The organism is Marinobacterium nitratireducens (assembly GCF_014645375.1).
GTDB lineage: Bacteria > Pseudomonadota > Gammaproteobacteria > Pseudomonadales > Balneatricaceae > Marinobacterium_A > Marinobacterium_A nitratireducens.
The window spans coordinates 138299-158474 of sequence record NZ_BMLT01000011.1; the positions used below are offsets into that span (position 1 = coordinate 138299).

Below are 20176 nucleotides of genomic sequence, written 5' to 3' on the forward strand. Positions count from 1 at the left end.
CGTAGTTGGGCGCGAATTGGCGAGCTCCCTGCGGGCGAGCCGCCAAGGGGCCGTCCGCGGTGTTGCATTTTCTCGACGTAGGCCCACTATGCCTTCAAAAATGCGCCTTGCGGCCAGCCCCTTGGCGACTCGCTATAAGTGCCTTTAAGGGTGAAACAGTACACTAGCGATGAGTCTGCTGACGCGCTGGCCAGAGAACCAGCTTTGCCTGGGCGACGACGAACGGCGTGATGCGGTCCGGGCTCTCGAACGGGCCTTTGCCTCCACCCTGGAAACGCTGCGCGTCGATATCGGCCTGGTGGAAATGTTCGAAGCGATCTACGTGCCGCTGGCCGCCTGGCTGGTCTGTCATCAGCGCCGCCTTGGCGCTCCGCTGGTGGTTGGGGTCAACGGTGCCCAGGGGGCCGGCAAGGCGACGCTGTTCAATTTGCTGGAGTTGACCCTGGGGGACGGCTTCGGACTGCGCGTGGCCGGCATTTCCATCGATGACCTGTACAAGACCCGGGCCGAGCGCGAACGCCTGGCGCGCGAGGTTCATCCGCTGCTGATCACCCGCGGGGTTCCCGGCACCCACGATATCGAGCTGGGGGCCCAGCTGCTGCGAGCGCTCAAGGGAGGCGAGGGTGACTGTCTGCGCATTCCGGTGTTCGACAAGTCCGTCGACGACCGCTGTCCGCCCTCCGTGTGGCAGGAGTGGAGCGGCGTTGCCGATCTGGTGGTGCTGGAGGGATGGTGCGTCGGCGCCCGTCCCCAGGCTGAGTCGGAACTGCGCGAGCCGGTCAATGCCCTGGAGCGGGACGAGGATCCTGACGGTGCCTGGCGGCGCTATGTCAATGCTCAGCTGGCGGGGCCCTACCGGTCGCTGTTCGACCAGGTCGACGTCCAGATCATGCTGCAGGTGCCGAGCATGGACGCTGTTTACCAGTGGCGTACGCTGCAGGAACTGAAGCTCGCGGAGCGCATGCAGCACCTCTACGACGCCGGTGAACCGACCGACCATCTGCGCATCATGGGACAAGGCGAAATTCACCGCTTCATTCAGCATTACGAGCGTCTGACCCGCGCCATGCTGGCGGATATGCCCCCGCGCGCCGACGTGATCCTGCGCCTCAACGACAACCACAAGATCGCCGATATTCGCGTCAACCGGCCGATACCCGAGTGTGGAAAACAGATGATGCCAGACGTCTGACCGCTCAACACTAAATCGGCAGCAGCACCGTCGATGCGGCCCCCTGAATCACCCGGTTGATGGTGCGATTCTGGGTATCGGCGATAATGCGCGCCATCATGTCCTGCAGCGAGATCAGCTTGCCGAAGGTGCGCGCGAAACTGAGGTTCTGTGCCCCGGTTTCCCCGATGCCGTTGCTGTAGATAAAGGGCTCGCCGTTGTCGTTGAAACTGTGGTTCAGCTGCCAGGCGATGCGCTCGAGGTTGCGGGCGCTGTTGTAGAGCTTTTGCTGATCGATGTCGTCGAGAAGGTAGAACTCGTCCTGGCCGTTGTAGGAGGCGTGCAGCATGCCGGTGATGCCCACCATCAGCGCGAAGACCCGGTCGCCTCCGAATGCCGGATCGAAGGCCAGCGGTACCGCGTGCACGCCATAGCGGTTGTCCAGCTCGGCGAAGCGGGTCTGACGCGGAAATTCGAACAACTGGTAAAGGCGCTGACCGACGGTGGTGCCGGGGGGCGCCTTGGCGAGTTCGCGCGGGTTGCGGCGGTAGAGCTTTAGTGTCAGCTCGCGGCACAGACGATTGGCCTCGGCAATGTGGGCGTCGGTGACCATGTCGATATCCGACTTGGCCAGGTTGCGCAGGGCGAACGGGCGCGCTTCCTGCTGCGGGGCGCAGCCGGCGAGCCATAACGTCAGCAGCAGCATCAGATACTTCATGTCATGCTTCCCGCCCTGTACCGGGCGACTCCCTCAGGTTGCCGGTTCGTCCTCGCGTGCGGTTTGCGCTGCGGCCTCCGGCTCGCGTTCGTGCAGCTCGAAATGACTGCCGTTGGCGACCCGCCCGCCTTCCGGCGGCGACCGAAAGGCGATGCCGCCGCCGACCAGGGATTCCAGGGTGGCGCCGTCCAGTTTCAGGCCCTTGAACAGACTGAAGTCGGCCTGGAAACCGCTGATGTTCCAGAACTGGCTGCCGCTGCGCACCAGGTGTGCGTGCTCGGCGCGGATGTGCGCAAAGACTTCGACCGTCTGGCCGTCCCCGGAAAGCCGGAACCCCGTAACCTCACCGACCGGTACCTGGCGGTAGAAAACCCGGCTGCCCTTTTCCAGTGAACCCAGCTGGCGGCTGCTGAGCACCAGGTTCAGGCCATTGCCGTAATAGTCCTGGGGCGCGTCGCTGGCGGCGATGAAATAGCGGCTGGGCTCGGCGTTATCCGGACCGGGGCTGACCTCGACGTAGTTGCCGAAGATCAGGTTGGCCGGATGCCTGATTTCGGACAGCCGGACCTCGGGGCGGGTAATCCAGAACCAGCTGCCCTTGCGGGCGAGAAAGTGGCCTTCGCGAAACAGCACCGCCCGGGCGTCGAGGGTGCCCTTGGCGTCGTACAGGCGCACGTCTTCGATGCGCCCGACCGTTACGCCGCGATAGCGAATCGGCGCGCCGGCCTCCAGTTCCTGGTCGGGCGGAAACAGAATGCGAATCTCCAGACCCTGTTCGATGCTGGTGGTGCGGTCGGCGTAGAGCGTAAAACGGTGCGAAACCGGCACCGTTTCGCCGCCGGCCGGTGTTTCGAAGGCCACGCCTCCGGCCACCAGCGACGACAGCGACCCGGTGTTCAGTTTCAGCCCCTGCTGCGGGTGGAACTGCAGCGAAACGCCGCTGGCATTCCAGAAACGGGATGTACTGGTCACCAGGTGGCGGTACGGCTTGTCGATCAGCAGTTCGATGTCGATGCCGTCGCCGTCTTCGGCCAGGCGGTAGTTGTTCACCGTGCCGACCGGCAGCTGCTTGTACAGTACCGGCGAGCCGACGCCGAGCGAGCCCAGGGTGTCGGCGTGCAGGCGCACCACTTTCTTGTCGGCGCGTTCGGCGTACAGCAGGCGACCCTGCTGCGAAGCGTCGCCGAAGTCGTCGTGCAGTTCGAAGCGCTGGTCCGGGGCGGCGGGTCTGGGATCGCGGATATCCGGGGTGAAGAAGCTGATGCCGCCGGCCACCAGCGAACGCAGCGACTCGCTGTCGACTTCGACGCCTTCGAGGCTGGCGGCGAAGCGGATGCCGCTGCTGTTCCAGAAGCGGCTGTGGCTGGCCACCAGCCCGCGGTACTGTTCGTCGATCACCGCGTGGATCAGCACCCGTTCGCCCTTGTCGATCAGTTCGTACCCCGTGACCTGGCCGACCGGCAACTGGCGGTAGAGAATGGGCGAGCCGCGGGAAACCGAGCCGAGCCGTTCGGTTACCAGATCGATCGGTAGGCCGCTGTAAACCGGCGGTCTGGCCGGGGCCATCTCCAGCGCCTCGAAACGGAACTGCTCCTGGCCCGTACCCGGCTCGAGTTCTATATGGCTGCCTTTGACCAGGGTGCGCCAGTCACCGAGACCGTCGAGGGTCAGCTCCGGCTTTTCGAGCCAGAAGCGGCTGCCGGCACGCAGCAGGTCGCGTGCCCGCGGGTCGATCAGCAGCTTGGCTCTCAACTCGCTGTAGTCGTCGCTGAGCCGGAGATCGCGCACCCGTCCGATGCGGATACCGCGGCTGATGACGTCGGTGCCCTCGGACAGGGCGGCGGTGCCGGGAAAGGTCAGTGCCACCTCGATGCCGTCTTCGGCGGCCTCGAAATCGGCGTAGAGCCGGAACTGGTCGCCGCTGACGGCGGGGGGGGATTCGAAGGGGGCGTTATAGAAATGAATGCCACCGGCGATGATCGAGGCGAGGGAGCCGAAACGCACGTCCACCTGCGGCAGGTCGGCCTTGACCTGAATGCCGCTGGCGTTCCAGAAACGGCTGTTCTTTTTCACCAGATGGGCATAGCGCGGCTCGATGTAGAGGTCGATGAGAATATCGCCACCGGTGTCCGACAGCCGGTAGTCGACGACTTCGCCGACGTCGATATGACGGAAGTAGATACGGGAGCCGCGGTTGATCGATTCGGCGCTGGCGGCGAACAGGGTGACGTAGAGCCCCTCGTCGTCCTTGTCCGGCGGCGGCGGTTCCCGCAGCGCGCGGAAATGTCGTGCCGGCGGGCCTTCGCCGGGACGGACGCCGATGTAGTAGCCGGACAGCAGGGTTTCCAGCCCGCGCACGCCGGACAGCGATACCTGCGGCTTTACCAGCCAGAATTCGGTGCTGGCGCTCAGCAGCTGCTCGGCTTCGGGGGCCACCTCGATGGTGGCGGTAACGGTGCGCAGGTCCTCGTTCAGACGCAGCGCGGTCAGCGTGCCGCCCGGAAGGCCCTTGTACAGCAGCTTGGTCTTGTTGACCTCCAGCCCCTCGGCCGAGTCGAACACCACCTCGACGGCGATGCCGGCCTCGCGATAGTTCTTGTACACCAGCCAGCCGGCGATCAGGGCGGCCAGCAACGGCAGTATCCAGACCGCCGACGGGCCCCGGTGCCTGCGGACCTGGGCGGGTTGGGCGTCGGCTACTTCGGTCATGCTGGAACCTCGGGAATGTTCAGGGCTGAGCGGGTCATGCAGTGGTCTCCGGGCGGCGCAGGTGGCGATCCCAGATCAGCCGGGTGTCGAATTTCTGCGCCGCCAGCATGGTGCTGATGACGACGGCGGCGAACGCGGTGGCGCCATGGTTGCCGATGATATGCGTCAGATTGCCCAGCTGCACCAGTGCCACCAGGATGCCGACGACGAAGATATCCAGCATCGACCAGCGTCCGACCCATTCGACGAAGCGGTACATCAGCATCTTCTGGCGCAGATTGGTGGTCCAGCCCAGCTGCACGGTCAGCAGCAGGATCAGCATCCCCACCAGTTTGCCCACCGGAACGATGATACTGGCCACCAGCACCACCAACGCGATCCAGAACAGACCGTGGTGCGTCAGCTCGACGATACCGTCGATAATGGTGCTGGGCTCGCCCCGGCCCAGGGTGCGTACCGTCATGATCGGCAGCAGGTTGGCGGGAATCAGCAGGAAGGCTCCGGTCAGCAGCAGCGACCAGCTCCAGGTCAGGGAGTGGGGTGTGCGGGCGTGCAGTCTGCCGTGGCAGCGGGGGCAGTGCTGGCCTTCCATCTGCGGCGGGCACAGCAGCCTGCAGTCGTGGCAGCAGATCGGGTGCTTCTCGCCGCTGGCGTCCGGCAGCGGGTTCGGATAGCGCTCCCCGATCCGGCGCCAGAACAGGTCGCGGTCGAGCATGGTCGAGCTGAGCACCGTGATCAGGATCAGCCCGACCAGACTGTAGATGCCCAGTCCCGGTTCGACGCTGGCCACGTCGACGAGCTTGACCACCGACACGACGATGCCCAGCAGATAGACTTCGAGCATGCCCCATTCGTCCAGGTGCTGGTAGCTGCGCATGGCCATGGCGGTGCCGCGCCATAGCCTTCTGGCGCACAGCGAGGCGCTGACGTAGCCAAGCAACAGCAGCTTGGTCAGCGGCACGATAATGGCGAACAGCAGGATCAGCAGCGAGACCAGCCAGAGTCCGTCGGCGTAGAGCGACATGGCGCTGCTGAAAATGGTTTCGCTCTGGCGCAGCCCCAGCGCCTCCAGGCTCAGCAGGGGGTAGAGGTTGGCCGGCACGAACAGGATCAGCCCTGCAATGGCCAGTGCCAGGGTCCGCTCGATGCTGTTGCGACGCGCCGAAATCAGCGTCGAACCGCAGCGAGGGCAGTGCGCGAAGTATCCCTCCGGCACCGAAGGCCGGGCCAGCAACAGGTCGCAGTCGTGGCAGGCAATCATCTTGTCCATATTCGTAGCGATTTCCGAATCAGCCGACAACGTCTCCATCCTTCGAGCACCGGGCGATGCTTTGCCCTGCCGCATCGTCAGTCCGTCGTGTAGACTGAATACACCACTCGTCTTCCATCTCTCTTCGGACGAGATGTGGCATCCAGCAGCAACGATTCTTTCAGCGTCAGAGGCCGGGGGACCTATGAATAAGTCCCAATGGGCCCCGCAGAGGACAACTTGGACTTATTCATAGGTTCCCTAGTATGCCAGATTCCGTCCCGCAGCCCATAAGCGAATGGCTGCGTCGCGAGCGCCGGCCGCCGGTGGCAAGGATTGCCCGCCTTGGCGGCGGTTCTTTTGCTGAAGTGGCCCGGCTCGAGCTGCACGATGGCAGCCGCCTGCTGCTCAAGCGCTATCGCGCATCCGAGGCGGAAAAAGTGGCGTCCGAAGCCCGCGGGCTGCTCGATCTGGGGCATTGTTCCGGGCTGCGTGTGCCGACCGTGCTCTACCAGTATGGCGACTGTCTGTTACTGGAATATATAGACAGCGCAGGCGCTGCCGACGACTTCTGGCAGCGCCTGGGCGAGGGATTGGCGCAGCTGCACGCGCAGGGCAAGCCGGCCTTTGGCTATGGCATCGACACCTTCTGCGGCGGCACCCGGCAGCCCAATGCGCAGCTGGCCGATGGCTACCGGTTCTTCGCCGAGCGTCGCCTGCTGCACGGGGCCGCGCTGTGCTTCGACAGCGGCCTGCTGAGCCTCAGGGACGTACAGGCGATCGAGTCGGTGGCCGCGGGACTGGAGCGCTGGCTGCCGGCGCAGGCGCCCGCGCTGCTGCACGGTGATCTCTGGTCGGGCAATGTCCTGGCGGGACCGGGCGGCGAGCCGGTGCTGATCGACCCGGCGGTGTACTGGGGCTGGCCCGAGGCGGACCTGGCCATGACCCGGCTGTTTGGCGGTTTCGGGGATGCGTTCTACGACGCCTACCGGGGCCGGCGCCCGCTGGAGCCGGGCTGGGAGGAGCGGGCGCCGCTCTACAATCTCTGGCACCTGCTCAACCACCTGTACCTGTTCGGTGCCAGCTACAAAGCGGCGATCCGTGATCTGTGTCGTCGCTACTCGGGCTGAGTTGTTGTAACTTGCGCGCAGTTGACAGGTTACGCGGTACGATAGGCCGCGGCACAGAGTCGAGGACACAGAGGAAAGCGATGACAGACAACAAGGGTGATTACAAGGCGCTGCGGCGCGAGTACCAGGCCAAGGCGTTGAACCGAAGCGATCTGGCGCCGGATCCGGTGGCCCAGTTCGGCCTCTGGCTCGAGGATGCGCGGGCAGCGATGCCGGATGATGCCACCTCCATGACGCTGGCAACCGCCGCTGCCGACGGCATGCCCTCGGTGCGCATCGTATTGCTGAAGCATTTCGACGTCGATGGCTTTTGCTGGTACACCGATTATCGCAGCCGTAAGGGGCAGGAACTGGCGGCCAATCCGCGTGCGGAAATCATGTTCTACTGGCCGGCGCTCGAACGCCAGGTGCGCATCGGCGGTACCGTCGAGCCGCTCGCCGCCGAGTTCGGCGATACCTACTTCAACGAGCGACCGCTCGGCAGCCGGCTCAGCGCCGCGGCGTCCTGTCAAAGCGCGGTGATCGACAGCCGCGCCAGTCTCGAGGCCCGGGTCGAGGAGCTGCGCCGGCTTCATGCGGACGGCAAAGTGCCGAAGCCGGAACTTTGGGGCGGTTATCGCCTCAAGCCGCTGCGTTTCGAGTTCTGGCAGGGGCGGGAAAGCCGGCTGCATGATCGTTTCAGCTACCGGCTCGAGAATGGCGACTGGACCATCGAGCGACTGCAACCCTGAGAGATCCCGATGAAGCTTGAACTGCAAACCCTCGAGCCTGCGGACGATGCCTGCGCCAGCGTCATCTGGCTGCACGGCCTGGGCGCCGACGGCAGCGACTTCGTGCCGGCGGTGCCGTTGCTGGAACTGCCCGGGTCCTTGCCGGTGCGTTTTTTGTTCCCCAATGCGCCGGTGCGCCCGGTCACGGTAAACGGCGGCTGGCCGATGCCGGCCTGGTACGACATTCTGGAAATGAATATCGAGCGGCGTATCGACGAGGCCTCGCTCGATGAGTCGGCGCAGCAGATCGGTGCCCTGATCGAACAGGAGCTGGAGCGCGGCATTCCGGCCGAGCGCATCTTCCTGTTCGGCTTTTCCCAGGGCGGTGCCGTGGCCTATCACACGGCGCTGCGCTACCCAAGCGCGCTCGGCGGCGTGGTGGCGCTGTCGACCTACCTGGCGAGCGCCGCGCGCATGCCGCAGGAGCTGCACCCGTCCAACGCCGGGTTGCCGATGCTGGTATGTCACGGCAGCGCCGACGATGTGGTGCCCATCACCCTTGGCCGGCGGGCAATCGCGGAGCTGCAGCGTCTCGGTCTGGCGCCACAGTGGCAGGAGTATCCCATCGCCCATGAAGTCTGTGTACCCGAACTCAACCAGGTTGGCCGCTGGCTTGCCGCGCAATTGCAGAGGAATTCCCGATGAAGGTCGAAGCAAACAGGGTCGTCAGTTTCCATTACCGGCTGTTCGACGAGGATGGCGAGCTGATCGACGATACCCATGGCGGTGAGCCGCTGCCCTACCTGCACGGCAAGGCCAACATCATTGCCGGGCTGGAGCAGGCCATGGACGGGCACGAAGCCGGCGAGACGCTGCGGGTAAAGGTGCCGCCCCAACTGGGCTACGGTCTGTACGACGATGACAAGGTGCGTACCCTGGAGCCGTCCTTCTTCGAGCCACTCGGGGGTGCGGAAATCGGCAAGTACTGCCAGCTCGAGGATGACCAGGGGAAGCTGGAACTGGCGCAGGTCGTCGAGGTGAGCGATGAGGGCGTCACCGTGGACAGTAATCACCCTTACGCCGGGCGGAGCCTGAATTTCGAGATCGAGATTGTCGAAGTCAGGGAAGCGAGCAGCGACGAGCTGGCCAGGGGGCGTATCGAGCCGGCTGGCGTATGAGGCTGCTGAAACAGGCGTTTCTGGTGCTGGCGGCATGCCTGGCTCTGGCCGGGTGCGGCCGGGATCCGCAGCTCGACTATCTGCCGCCGGGCAGCAAGGTACTGGCGTTCGGCGACAGCCTGACCTTCGGCACCGGCGCGGGATCGGATCAGAGCTATCCGGCGCGCCTGGCGCAGGCGACCGGCTGGGAGCTGGTCAATGCCGGTGTTCCGGGAGAGCTGGCCGAGGACGGGGTGCCGCGGCTGCGTGAACTGCTGGAACGGGAAGCCCCGGCGCTGGTGTTGCTGTGCCACGGCGGCAACAATCTGCTGCGTGGCCAGCCTGAGGAGCGCGTCCGCGGGCAACTGGTGCAGATGATCGAGCTGGCGCGGGACCATCGGGCGCAGCTGGTTCTGCTGGGGGTGCCGAGACCCTCGTTGCTGGTCAGCACCGCTGATGTCTACCAAGAACTGGCGGAGCAGTACGACCTGGTGTATCTGCCCGACGCCATCGCCGACACCCTGTCGGATCCCTCGCTTAAGTCCGACCAGGTCCACCCCAACGCGGCCGGTTACGCCCGCATAGCCGATGAGCTGCTGGACCTGCTGCGCTCCGCCGGCGCGGTCTGAGGATGTTGCAAAAACGGCAGTGGGTCCTGTATCCATTGCCGCTGTATCGCTGGTAAACCGCCGCGGCAACATTTCATTCTTCTCGAACCAATGTCGGTGCGCTTCGTTACACTCAGCGGCCCCCGTTCCTTGACCCGCCGGGTTAATGGCTACATTTTTTCACGCCACTTCAGATCGCCAATCTGCACATTGAGCCACTCGAAACCGATGCGCCGGGCGACCGCTGCGGCGCCGTCGAGGCTTTTGAACTCACGTTCGTCCTTGCTGCGCTGAAGGTTCAGCGTCACCACCTCGTTTTCCTTGGTTACGAATTTCAGCGTCCAGCCGCGGGCCATTGAGACCGGTATGGCCTGACAGGAATCGAACACGCCCGCCTTGAAAAGAAGTTTTATTTCTCTTTCCTGCATCTTTGTAATTCCTTTTTGATTTATCAATTAACCAGTAATGATCAGTATAAAATTTATACTGAGATATCGCAAGTTTCAATGCGCTTTTTGTGGTATTTAAGCTATTGTTTTATATAGGTTTTTAAAAATAATTGACGAAGATTCTAAAATCTGGATGTTTGTTTTTAACCTGCTGAATTTAAAGGATTTTTATTTTTAAAGCGCGGGTGGGTGGGGCGTGATGAGATCATGTAAATTCATATTTTGAAATATAAAAACTAAATTTTGATATATCAAAATTATATATTGTTGTTTTTAATGCTATTTTTGCAGATGTCGGGAGGTGTAGGCGGATATGGTGGGCAGGGTACCCGGTCGAGGGCGGTGTTTTATGCGGGGCCTGGTGGTGAAGGGTGTGCGGAATTAGTTGACCGCTACAGCATTAGCGGGTGCCGGCTACGGAGCCGTTTGTCCGTAGACTTTCTTGGTCACGAAGAGAAATGCCAACGGCCGGTTAAAAACGTTCTTTGCAGATTAGCGTGAATCCAGGGGCCAAAAGTAGGATGGGTGGAGCCGCATTGGCACAGGGTTCAACGCTTTCAGCGAGGTTGGCGCGGCGCAACCCATCCTGCGATTTACGTTTTTCCCGCTAAAGCGCGATGAAACTTAAAAAAACCAGCCGCCGCGCTTGAGGTCGTCCTTGCATTGGTTGTACTGCGCGGCATAGCGTCGTGAGCGCTGGTCGACCTTGTCGGCAACCCGCATCAGCCAGGCCTTGCGGCGATAGCTGCCATTGCGATAGCCGCCCCAGCCCTCGTGGTATGCCAGATACTGGCTGCGGGCGTCCCATTTCGAGACGCCATTGGTACGCTGGGTCTTGTGGGTATACCAGCCGACGAAGTCGATGGCATCGGCGAAGTCCTCGCGTGACGACCAGCCGTTACCGGTTTCATTCTCGTAATCGGTCCAGGTCGTGGTCTTGGCCTGGCTGTAGCCGTAGGCGGAGCTGGCGCGGCCATAGGGAATGATACCGAGGAACCAGCGCATGGGCGGTCGGGCGTCGTGGCGGAAGCCCGACTCCTGATAGATGATCGCCATCGGAACGTACACGGGCGTTCCCCAACGTTCGTTCATATCCAGAGCGGCGTCATACCAGCTCTTCTTCTCTTCGAAAATCGAGCAGATGTTGTCGGGCTGGCGCGGCGGCGCGCTGCTGCAGCCGCCAAGAATCAACAGGCCCGCCAGTGGGGCCAGCAGTCGGAGGTGGGAGTGGGTCGCAAGCATCGAACAGTCCTGGCTGGTACTGCTTCGAAACTTTATCAAATATCTCAACAGGTTGAAGTCTTTGCTGGCCCTCAGTGCACCGAGGTCTTGGAAAAGAGGTTGAGCACCAGCACACCGGCCATAATCAGGCCGATACCGAGCATCCCGGCGGCATCCAGGTGTTGCTTGAACAGCACCCAGGCGATCAGCGTCACCAGTACCACGCCGATACCGGACCAGATGGCGTAGGCAACGCCCACCGGCAGGGTGCGCAGGGCGAGTGACAGCAGCACGAATGAGATCGCGTAGCTCACCACGACCACCACCGAAGGGCCAAGCCGTGTAAAGCCGTCAGCGGATTTGAGTGCGGAAGTGCCGATGACCTCCGCCACGATCGCGATTATCAGATAGAGCCAGTGCATGCTGTTACCTGCCGGTTAGCGAAAAACAGTCCCGAAACCGGGAGCCGACGCAGGCATGCTACTCCTTGCTCTGCTGTGGCGCAATTCGGGGCGAGGATGCACGCTGCTGGTGCGATTTCCCTTATGGTTGAATTCAGAATATTGAATTATTGAATTCCAATGGCTTGATGTAGGGCGTCTTTTATTATTCATAATTCAATAATTTATTATTGGCATGGCGTTTGCTCCCTTTGTCTGCAACGGCCGCTGGCCGTCCAACGATCTGAAGACGAGGGGAAGAGAATGAAAAAAACGATCCTGACCACGCTGCTCGCTACAGGACTGATGGCCACCGGTGCCCAGGCGGACGAAGCCATCGAACTCAAGGTTCTGGGTCAGCCCAGTGCAACCGGACTGATCATGCAGGAAAAGGAAAAGCCTTTTTTCGAGACGCTTGCCGAGCGCACAGGCCTGCCGTTGGCGGTGAACTTCAAGCCGCTGGACTCGACGGGTATCAAGGATGTCGAGGAGCTGAGGACGCTCAAATCCGGACTGTTCGACGTGGTGTCGCTGCGATTTTCCCAGGTCTCCCGCGACGAGCCGACGATTCTTGGTCTGGATCTCGTCGGCATGAACCCGACCTACGAGGCCGGTCGTGAAACCGTGGACGCTTTCGGCTCGGTGGTGGATGCGCGCCTGCAGGAACGCTTCAACACCAAGCTGCTGGGGGTGTGGCCGTTCGGCCCGCAGGTGCTGTTCTGTAACGCGCCGATCGAAAAACTGGCCGATATCAAGGGGCTCAAGGTGCGGGTATACGACCAGAACCTGGCGGCGGTCGTCGAGTCGGCCGGCGGAATCCCGGTGCCGCTGAGTTTCGGCGAGGTGCATCAGAGCCTCGCGCTCGGCGTCGTGGACTGTGCCATTACCGGCCCGAGCTCCGCCAACAGCGCTGGCTGGCCCGAGGTCACGACCCATGTGTTGCCGCTGGCATTCCAGATGGCCATCAACGGCTACGGCATCAACCTCGATACCTGGAACCGGCTCAGTGTGACGCAGCAGAAAACCCTCGAGACCGCCTTCGCCGAACTGACCGATGATATCTGGGAGTACTCGGAGGAGTTGTTCGAGGATGCCAAGCGCTGCAACGTCGGCGAGTCGCCCTGCGACTACAACAAAAGCTTCAACCTGACCGAGGTGCCGGTGACCGAGCAGGATATCGCCATGGTCCGCGATGCGGTACGGGAAATTTCCTATCCGACCTGGGCCGAGATCTGTGACAAGTCGAACCCGGAATGTTCCAGCCAGTGGCGCGCCGCGCTGGGCGAAAAGCTGGGTTTCTGATCTGAGCCTGATGCCGCCCGGCGCAAAGCCGGGCGGTCGGGAGAATTATATGAAAGCGACCGAACGAATCGCCGCCAATCTGTTTGGCGCCATCTTCATCACGCTGGCGCTGGCCGTTACCGCGGAAACCCTGCTGCGCAAGCTTTTTGGTACCTCGTTGCAGGGAGTCGATGAGCTGGGCGGCTACGCTCTGGCACTGGGTTCGACCATCGCCTTTACGCTGGCACTGCTCGACCGCAGCCACATACGCATCGACCTGATCCACCGACGGCTGCCCCGCAGTCTGCGCACAGCCCTGAATCTCGTCTCGATGCTGCTGATGGCCGGACTGGCGCTTTCACTGTGCGGCATGGCCTGGATTCAGGTCCGGGAAACGCTCGATTACGGCAGTACAGCTCCGACACCCTGGGCGACTCCGCTGATCTACCCTCAGTCGGCCTGGTTCGCCGGCCTGGTGCTGTTCACCCTGGCCAGTCTGGCGCTCCTGTTACGCGGTATCTGGCTGTTGCGGGCCGGCCGTCGCGAAGATTTCGATCGTGACTACGGCCCCCGTGGCCTGGAGGACGAGCTGCGCGAGGAGCTGGACGACCTGCGCCAGCGCGGCCTGACCACGCCGGACGCTGGCGCGCCGACTGGCCCGGAGGTGACGGCATGACCATTGCCATGGTGTTCTTCGGCTTCGCAATGATGCTCGGGCTGATATTGCTCGGTGTCCCGATTGCCGTCAGCCTGGTGGCGGTCGGTATGCTGTCCGGGCTGCTGGCGTTTGGCTGGCCCTTCGTGCAGTCCACGGGCGCGGTGGTCTGGAGCGTGCAGAACGAGCATATTCTCACCGCGATTCCGATGTTTGTGCTGCTGGGTGAGCTGATGCTGCGCAGCGGTATCGCCGACCGCATGTATCAGGCGCTAAGCGTCTGGCTTGGACGCCTGCCCGGTGGGCTGCTGCATACCAATATCGGCTGCTGTGCACTGTTCTCGGCCACCTCCGGCTCATCGGTGGCGACCGCCGCGACCATCGGCACCGTGGCGCTGCCGCCGCTGGAAGCGCGTGGCTATCCGATGCGCCAGGCGCTCGGCAGCCTCGCCGCCGGCGGCACCCTTGGAATCCTGATTCCGCCGAGCGTCAACCTGCTGGTGTATGGCTCGATCACCAACAACTCCATCGGTCAGCTGTTTGTCGCCGGCCTGCTGCCGGGTCTGTTGCTGAGCGGACTGTTCATGGTTTTCATTCTCTGGTCGAACCGGGGCCAGCGCGAAGAGGTGTCGCTGCCGCTTAAGCAGAAGCTGACCGCATCGCGTCACCTGCTGCCGCCGCTGGTGATTTTCGGCATCGTCATGGGCAGCATCTACTCGGGGGTGGCGACGGCCACCGAGTCGGCGGCACTGGGTGTGGTCGCGGCGCTGCTGATCATTTGGCGCAGTGGCCGTTTCAGCCGCGAGCTGCTCGAGGCCTGCTTTCTGCAGACCGCGCGCATTACCGGCATGATCCTGCTGATCATCACCGCGGCCTTCCTGCTGAACCTCAGTGTCAGCATCACCGGTATCATCGATGACCTGACCGCCTGGGTCACAGGCTTCGGCCTGTCACCGCTTACGCTGCTGCTGATTCTGATGGTTTTCTACCTGGTACTGGGCATGTTCATGGATGTGCTGTCGATGCAGGTGGTCACTATTCCCGTTACCTATCCGATCGTGATGGCGATGGGCATCGATCCGATCTGGTACGGCGTATTCATTGTCGTGATGTGCGAGTTGGGCATGATTACGCCGCCGGTCGGCATGAATCTGTTCGTGGTGCAGAGTGTGCGCAAGGACGGCGGCGGCATCGAAGACGTGATGTGGGGGGCGCTACCCTATGCACTGATCATGCTGCTGTTCGCCCTTCTGTTGATGGCGGTGCCCCAGATTGCGCTCTGGTTGCCGGCGCTGATGGGTTGAGGTGCCTTCAGGGGCGCTGAAAGGCGTCTCGAAGGCGCTCCACCCGATCACGGTTGACGCCGAGGTCCCAGTGGCCGAGTCGGGAGGCGGATCGGACTTCGATCCGCTTCTGCTCGGGTTCGAGGCGAAACTCGACATCGTCGACGAAACGGAACAGCCGGCTGCGCCAGGTGGCCCAAAGATAGGTTTCGGTCTGCTGTTCGATGCGCCCGCCGTCTTCGCGCACGGTGCGTTGCAGACGCCGCCAGGCGTCGGCGGGCGTATCGTCGAAGCGCAACGCTTCGATATGGCTGTCGTGTTGCGGATACTCGCTGCCAACGCAATTGGGCGACTGCGGGCACGGCGCCAGTTGTCCGTCGTGCAGCCCAAGGCCGTCAGGCACCTGGCCGCTGCAGCCCTGCAGCAGTACCAGCACTAACAGTATCGATTGTTTCATCAGGTGTTCTGCCTCCCAAGTGGCTTCTATCCTTATGGCATACTTTAGCGGACGGGAGGCAAACATCATGACTATTCCGGGGGCGGCACCGGCAGCGGCGCCGATAATCGAGATGTTGAGCGGCCGCGCCAGTGATCTGGGGGCAGGGCTGATCGTCAACCGGCTGTTGCCGCAGCGTGCACGGCGGATGGTCGGTCCCTGGTGCTTTCTCGATCTGATCGGTCCTGTGAGCTTCGAGCCCGGGCGGGGTGTCGATGTGGCGCCGCATCCCCATATCGGCTTGCAGACAGTGACCTGGCTGCTGGAAGGCGAGTTGCTGCACAAGGACAGTCTGGGCTCGCATCAGCGCATCGAACCGGGCCAGCTCAACCTGATGACCGCCGGTGCCGGCATCGCCCATTCCGAGGAAAGCCCGCCGGATCGCGGTGAGCGCATGCTGGGCGTCCAGTTCTGGGTCGCGCTGCCGGCAACGTCCGAGTGCTGCGAGCCCGCTTTCGAACACCATTCCGAGCTGCCGCTCACCGAGGTCGACCGTGTACGGATAAGGGTCATTATGGGCGCCTATGACCACCTGGTCTCGCCGGCCCGCTGTTACTCCCCCTTGCTCGCTGCGGAGCTGTCGAGCACCGCTGCCGCCGCTACCCGTCTGAAACTCGATCCCGACTTCGAACATGCGGTCACGGTACTGCGCGGCAGCCTGGTACTGGAGGGCGCGACGCTGGCCCCGGGCATGCTCTGTTGCCTGGGCGGGCAGCGTGAAACCCTGGACCTGGCGCTCGCGCCCGACAGCTGCGCTATAGTGCTGGGCGGCATGCCGTTCGCCGAACCGGTCAAGATCTGGTGGAACTTCGTTGCCCATCGCGAGCAGACGATCCGTTCCGCGCTCGAGGACTGGAACGCCGGGCGGCGCTTTCTTCGTGTGCCAGGCTACCAAGGCGAGCGGCTGGAGGCGCCGCAGTGGCCGCGCAACGGCCGATTGAAGTAGGCTGTCAGCAGAAGTCGTAGTAACGTTTGAGGAAGTCACACGAGGGAACGATCAGGATGTCGATTCATTCTCAGACGCAGGACCTGTCGGCGCTGCTGCGCTCGCGCATACCGCTGATCGCGATCAGCAGCCACGACGAGGAACGCGTCGAGCGCCTGCTGTGCGGCCAGGTCGGCAGCTGCGGACGCCCGTTGTTCAAGTGGAGTCTCACCGAGGGCCTGGCCCGGCTCGACCGGGCGCTGCCGCCGCAGCGAATGCTGGCCAAGCCCGGCGACGCCCTGGGACATATCCGCTCGGTCAGTACGCCGGGGGTCTATCTGCTGGCGGACCTGCACCCCTTTTTGGACGATCCGCTGCATGTGCGTCTGCTCAAGGACATCGTGCTGGACGACTGTCATACCCTGGTGCTGGTTAGTCACGAGGTGCATATTCCCGCCGAACTCGAAAAGCACAGTGCCCGGCTGCAACTGGCGCTGCCGGACGAGGCCGAACTGAAGGAGATCGTGCGTGTCGAGGCCCGGGCCTGGACACGCCAGAGCGGCAGTCAGGTCAGGACCAGCAGTCGCGCGCTCGAGATGCTGGTGCGCAACCTCGCCGGGCTCGGACGCCTCGACGCCCGGCGTCTGGCGCGCAATGCCATTCAGGACGACGGTGCCATCACCGAGTCGGATCTGCCGGCGGTGATGGATGCCAAGTATCGTCTGCTGAGTCGTGGTGGCGTGCTGCAGTTCGAGTACGAAACCGTCGACCCGGAACAGGTTGCCGGCTTCTCGCGAATGAAGCAGTGGCTGGCCGGCCGTCGGGCCTTCTTCCTTGGCGAGGCCAGCCTGCCCAGTGGCGCCAGACCGAAAGGGGTGCTGATGCTCGGTGTGCAGGGCTGCGGCAAGAGCCTGGCGGCGCGATCGGTGGCGGGAGCCTGGGGCGTGCCATTGCTGCGTTTCGACGCCGGCGCGCTGTACGACAAGTATATCGGCGAGTCCGAGCGCCATCTGCGCGAGGCACTGGCCACCGCCGAGGTCATGGCGCCCTGCGTGCTTTGGATCGACGAGATCGAAAAGGGCTTTTCCAGTGGAGACAGCGACCAGGGAACCTCCAAGCGGATACTGGGCTCGCTGCTGACCTGGATGGCGGAGCAGCGCGGCGGGGTTTTCGTCGTCGCCACCGCCAACGACATTCAGGCGCTGCCGCCGGAACTGGTGCGCAAGGGGCGTTTCGACGAGGTCTTTTTCGTCGATCTGCCCGGGGAGGCGGCACGCGAGGCGGCGCTGCGCATTCATCTGGAGCGTCACGAGGCCGATCCAAAGCGCTTGGATCTGCCGGCACTGGTGGCGGCGACTGCAGGCTTTTCCGGGGCCGAGATCGAACAGGCGGTGGTGTCGGCCTACTACGCGGCCCACGCCGCCGAAAGCGGCCTCGATGGCGCAACCCTGCTGGCGGAAATCGAGGCCACACGGCCGCTGTCGGTGCTGATGGCGGAGCCGGTGGCACAATTGCGAAACTGGGCGCGGGAGCGGGCGGTGCCCGCCGACTGACTCAACGACTATAAGGAAGAAATTGCATGACAACCCCTCTCCGCGGTCAATGTCTTTGCGGCAGTGTCAGGTTCGAGATCACGGGCCCTTTCAAGCGTTTCATGCTCTGCCACTGCAGTCGCTGTCGGCGCGCCAGTGGTTCGGTCCACGTCAGCAACCTGTTCTGCAAGCCGGACGGGCTCCGGTGGCTGAGCGGCGAGGACCTGGTGCGCCGCTTCGAGCTGCCCGGTGCCGAGCGTTTCGGCAAGAGTTTCTGCGCCACCTGCGGATCTCCGGTGCCCCATGTCGGAAAGGACGGCAGTTATCTGCTGGTGCCGGCCGGGACCCTCGACGATGATCCGGGCATCAGGCCGCAGGCCCATATTTTCTGCGCCGATCGCGCCATCTGGGACGACGACAGCCTGCAACAGGCGCCGCGCTTCGATCAGTATCCCGGATAGGCCAAATGGGACTTGTTCCCGGGCTTGTCGGATATATAATCGCCAGACGGCAGCCCGGCGCTGCCGGGGGCGCTGTTGCGCCGCCTTCAGCGGCGGTACAGGCGGTGTTGCCCAGACTCTAATTTCGCCGTCCGGCGTTTCGGGCCCTTCCATTGAATCAGCGCTATCTCGAATTCGACTACCTGCGTGGCATGGCCATTCTGGTGATCATACTGGGCCACGCGGTGGTCAATGTCGACCGTACCTTTCCTCTGGCTCTGCATAATCTGATTGCCGGCGGGTCCGGTCTGTTCGTGTTTGTCTCCGGCTTCTTTTTTCATCGGGTTTTCTATCCCCGCTTCAATTACGCCGCTTTCATGCGCAAGAAGTTTCGCAACGTCTTCTGTCCCTTTCTGGTGGTGTCGCTGGCGGCATTGATACCGATGATGCTGGCCTGGCTCGGCAAGCCCGACATGACGGCGCAGAAGTTCGCGATGAATCTGTACTGGCAGCTCAATGACGGTTATGTACTGTATCCGCACTGGTACATCCTGTTCATCATGGCCGTGTTCCTGCTGTCGCCGCTGTATCTGCTCTACATCCGTGCCAGTACGATGGCGCAGCTGCTGTTGCTGATTGAGTTCAGCATCGCTGCGATGTTGCTGCACCGGCCCCTGGGCAACGCCAATGTGCTGCAGTCGGTGCTCTATTTCACGCCTTTCTACATGCTCGGCATGCTCTATTCGCAGTATTACGAGCCGCTGAGCCGTCACCGCCGATCGATAGCGGCGGCGGCCTTTGTGGGTGTGATGCTGATGATCGTGCTGCAGACGCTGGTGTTTCCGCATCTGGCGAACTACCACAAGGCGCCGCTGCGCTTTGGCGGCATCGACCTGATGTTCGTGCAGAAGCTTTGCCTGAGCGTGGTCATGCTGGAGATCGCTTACTGGCTCAGTCGCCGGGGGCATTATCCTTTGCTGCTGGAGATTTCCGCCGCCAGCTTCGCGCTGTACTTCCTGCATCCGTTCCTGCTCGGCGAGGTGCACGAGCGACTGATACCCTGGATGCGAACGCTGCACCCGCCTGGCTGGGCGAACGTGGCGGCGACGCTGTTTTCGGTGATCCTCGCCACCGCGCTGACCTATGGGGTGGCGAGGCTGATCCGGCGCGCTTTTCCTCGCAACAGCCGGATGCTGATTGGCTGGTAGTGACCGGTTGGAAGGTGGCTACTCGACGGTGACGGTGATCTTTTCCGACATAACCGGCGGATCGAAGGGGACATGGTTCATGTCGCCGAGCATCAGTTGCAGGCTGTGCTGACCCGGCGCTAGCGTCAGTTCGGTTTCGGTCTGGCCGGCGCCGAAGTGCTTCACGCTCGCATCCATGACGGTGTCGGCAGGCGGCGGGCTGTCGACGTCGATCAGCAGGTGGTGATGCCCGGTGCCTTCCTTGTCGGTCCCGGCCGGCGCCACACCCATGCCGCTGAGACCGAAGCGGACCGTGAAGGTCTGCGAGACCGTTTCGCCATCCTGCGGCGAAATGATGTAAGCGCGAGCGCCCTCGGGGGCGGGGCGGGACTTCATTTCCTGCGCTGCCAGCGGCATTGCCGCCAGTGCGGTCGCCAGCATCACGCCCGGGAATCGGCGAATAAGTCCCAATAAGGCTCTGGCTTTCAGCGCGGGCCGGAATCGAGGCGCCGTTTTGAAGGCATGCTGGTGGCCTGTCGAGAAGCGGCAACGAAGAGTCTGGTTCGCGCTGTAAGCCCCGGAGGGCGGGCCCTGAAGCATGCATCTGCTGTGTTGCAGTGCTTGAAAAGGACTACGGCCATTCCCTGCGCACTGCGCCTTGCAGCTACAGGCTTCAGGACCCGCAGAGACCAAATGGGACTTGTTCGTCGGTTCCCAGATTTTCATCATGGTTTCCTGCTCCTCGGTGATTCCGTTCGGGCTGCCCGGTCGGGTAATGCCGGGCGGGCTTTCATCGGCTGTTAATGCCGTCTGAC

21 protein-coding genes are annotated in these 20176 nt (G+C 62.9%); 13 read left to right on the top strand and 8 right to left on the bottom strand.

From position 1 onward, the window contains the following. Positions 1 to 169: 169 nt before the first annotated feature. The gene (locus tag IEX85_RS19325) at positions 170 to 1192 is read left to right on the top strand and encodes a hypothetical protein (protein WP_188862263.1); all 1023 of its coding nucleotides are present in this window, start codon (positions 170 to 172) and stop codon (positions 1190 to 1192) included. 10 nt (positions 1193 to 1202) lie between these two features. On the opposite strand, the gene IEX85_RS19330 is transcribed toward IEX85_RS19325, so the two are convergent. From IEX85_RS19330 to IEX85_RS19340, 3 genes are read right to left on the bottom strand one after another with little or no spacing between them, the layout of a single operon-like run. Further along, positions 1203 to 1889 (bottom strand): hypothetical protein, encoded by a 687-nt coding sequence (locus IEX85_RS19330; protein WP_229722016.1) that lies wholly within the window; start codon positions 1887 to 1889, stop codon positions 1203 to 1205. A 33-nt stretch (positions 1890 to 1922) separates the two neighbouring features. After that, entirely contained in the window at positions 1923 to 4598 is a 2676-nt protein-coding gene (locus tag IEX85_RS19335; protein WP_188862264.1) for a PqiB family protein, read from the bottom strand. Between the two features lie 34 nt (positions 4599 to 4632). Next, on the bottom strand, positions 4633 to 5868 hold the full coding sequence (locus IEX85_RS19340; protein WP_188862265.1) for a paraquat-inducible protein A: 1236 nt from the start codon (positions 5866 to 5868) through the stop codon (positions 4633 to 4635). Between the two features lie 245 nt (positions 5869 to 6113). Between IEX85_RS19340 and IEX85_RS19345 the strand changes: the two genes are divergently transcribed. The 5 genes from IEX85_RS19345 to IEX85_RS19365 all read left to right on the top strand — a co-directional run bounded on the left by IEX85_RS19345 (position 6114) and on the right by IEX85_RS19365 (position 9473). Beyond that, positions 6114 to 6977, top strand: coding sequence for a fructosamine kinase family protein (locus IEX85_RS19345; protein ID WP_188862266.1), 864 nt, complete (start codon positions 6114 to 6116; stop codon positions 6975 to 6977). 80 nt (positions 6978 to 7057) lie between these two features. Further along, the gene (pdxH, locus tag IEX85_RS19350) at positions 7058 to 7708 is read left to right on the top strand and encodes a pyridoxamine 5'-phosphate oxidase (RefSeq protein WP_188862267.1); all 651 of its coding nucleotides are present in this window, start codon (positions 7058 to 7060) and stop codon (positions 7706 to 7708) included. A gap of 9 nt (positions 7709 to 7717) precedes the next feature. Beyond that, positions 7718 to 8392, top strand: a complete 675-nt coding sequence (locus IEX85_RS19355) for an alpha/beta hydrolase (RefSeq protein WP_188862268.1) — start codon at positions 7718 to 7720, stop codon at positions 8390 to 8392. Beyond that, positions 8389 to 8865: an FKBP-type peptidyl-prolyl cis-trans isomerase gene (locus tag IEX85_RS19360; RefSeq protein WP_188862269.1), complete on the top strand. Its 477-nt coding sequence runs from the start codon at positions 8389 to 8391 to the stop codon at positions 8863 to 8865. The genes IEX85_RS19355 and IEX85_RS19360 overlap by 4 nt, the downstream gene beginning before the upstream one ends. Beyond that, positions 8862 to 9473: a GDSL-type esterase/lipase family protein gene (locus tag IEX85_RS19365; RefSeq protein WP_188862270.1), complete on the top strand. Its 612-nt coding sequence runs from the start codon at positions 8862 to 8864 to the stop codon at positions 9471 to 9473. Before IEX85_RS19360 ends, IEX85_RS19365 begins: the two co-directional genes overlap by 4 nt. A gap of 149 nt (positions 9474 to 9622) precedes the next feature. Here the strand turns inward: IEX85_RS19365 and IEX85_RS19370 are convergent, their stop codons facing one another. The 3 genes from IEX85_RS19370 to IEX85_RS19380 form a co-directional block, all read right to left on the bottom strand. Then, positions 9623 to 9880 carry a hypothetical protein gene (locus IEX85_RS19370; protein WP_188862271.1) on the bottom strand — a complete coding sequence of 86 codons (258 nt, stop codon included), beginning with the start codon at positions 9878 to 9880 and terminating at the stop codon, positions 9623 to 9625. A gap of 645 nt (positions 9881 to 10525) precedes the next feature. Continuing rightward, positions 10526 to 11143, bottom strand: coding sequence for a transglycosylase SLT domain-containing protein (locus IEX85_RS19375; RefSeq protein WP_188862272.1), 618 nt, complete (start codon positions 11141 to 11143; stop codon positions 10526 to 10528). A gap of 71 nt (positions 11144 to 11214) precedes the next feature. Continuing rightward, positions 11215 to 11544, bottom strand: a complete 330-nt coding sequence (locus IEX85_RS19380; RefSeq protein WP_188862273.1) for a DMT family transporter — start codon at positions 11542 to 11544, stop codon at positions 11215 to 11217. A 282-nt stretch (positions 11545 to 11826) separates the two neighbouring features. On the opposite strand from IEX85_RS19380, the gene IEX85_RS19385 reads away from it, so the two are divergent. From IEX85_RS19385 to IEX85_RS19395, 3 genes are read left to right on the top strand one after another with little or no spacing between them, the layout of a single operon-like run. Continuing rightward, complete coding sequence (locus IEX85_RS19385; RefSeq protein ID WP_188862274.1) at positions 11827 to 12864, top strand: TRAP transporter substrate-binding protein; 1038 nt, start codon at positions 11827 to 11829, stop codon at positions 12862 to 12864. A gap of 49 nt (positions 12865 to 12913) precedes the next feature. After that, positions 12914 to 13519 carry a TRAP transporter small permease subunit gene (locus IEX85_RS19390; RefSeq protein WP_188862275.1) on the top strand — a complete coding sequence of 202 codons (606 nt, stop codon included), beginning with the start codon at positions 12914 to 12916 and terminating at the stop codon, positions 13517 to 13519. After that, complete coding sequence (locus tag IEX85_RS19395) at positions 13516 to 14802, top strand: TRAP transporter large permease (RefSeq protein ID WP_188862276.1); 1287 nt, start codon at positions 13516 to 13518, stop codon at positions 14800 to 14802. Before IEX85_RS19390 ends, IEX85_RS19395 begins: the two co-directional genes overlap by 4 nt. A 7-nt stretch (positions 14803 to 14809) precedes the next feature. Here IEX85_RS19395 and IEX85_RS19400 read toward each other — a convergent pair whose 3' ends face one another. After that, positions 14810 to 15238 (bottom strand): DUF1499 domain-containing protein, encoded by a 429-nt coding sequence (locus tag IEX85_RS19400; RefSeq protein WP_188862277.1) that lies wholly within the window; start codon positions 15236 to 15238, stop codon positions 14810 to 14812. Between the two features lie 67 nt (positions 15239 to 15305). On the opposite strand from IEX85_RS19400, the gene IEX85_RS19405 reads away from it, so the two are divergent. The 4 genes from IEX85_RS19405 (at position 15306) to IEX85_RS19420 (ending at position 19382) form a co-directional block, all read left to right on the top strand. Continuing rightward, on the top strand, positions 15306 to 16223 hold the full coding sequence (locus IEX85_RS19405) for a pirin family protein (RefSeq protein ID WP_188862278.1): 918 nt from the start codon (positions 15306 to 15308) through the stop codon (positions 16221 to 16223). 56 nt (positions 16224 to 16279) lie between these two features. Continuing rightward, on the top strand, positions 16280 to 17755 hold the full coding sequence (locus IEX85_RS19410) for an AAA family ATPase (RefSeq protein WP_188862279.1): 1476 nt from the start codon (positions 16280 to 16282) through the stop codon (positions 17753 to 17755). A gap of 26 nt (positions 17756 to 17781) precedes the next feature. Beyond that, positions 17782 to 18195 carry a GFA family protein gene (locus IEX85_RS19415; RefSeq protein WP_188862280.1) on the top strand — a complete coding sequence of 138 codons (414 nt, stop codon included), beginning with the start codon at positions 17782 to 17784 and terminating at the stop codon, positions 18193 to 18195. Between the two features lie 152 nt (positions 18196 to 18347). Then, on the top strand, positions 18348 to 19382 hold the full coding sequence (locus IEX85_RS19420) for an acyltransferase family protein (protein WP_188862281.1): 1035 nt from the start codon (positions 18348 to 18350) through the stop codon (positions 19380 to 19382). Positions 19383 to 19400: 18 nt separating this feature from the next. Here the strand turns inward: IEX85_RS19420 and IEX85_RS19425 are convergent, their stop codons facing one another. Next, entirely contained in the window at positions 19401 to 19832 is a 432-nt protein-coding gene (locus tag IEX85_RS19425) for a DUF4399 domain-containing protein (RefSeq protein WP_308425668.1), read from the bottom strand. Between the last annotated feature and the right edge of the window lie 344 nt (positions 19833 to 20176).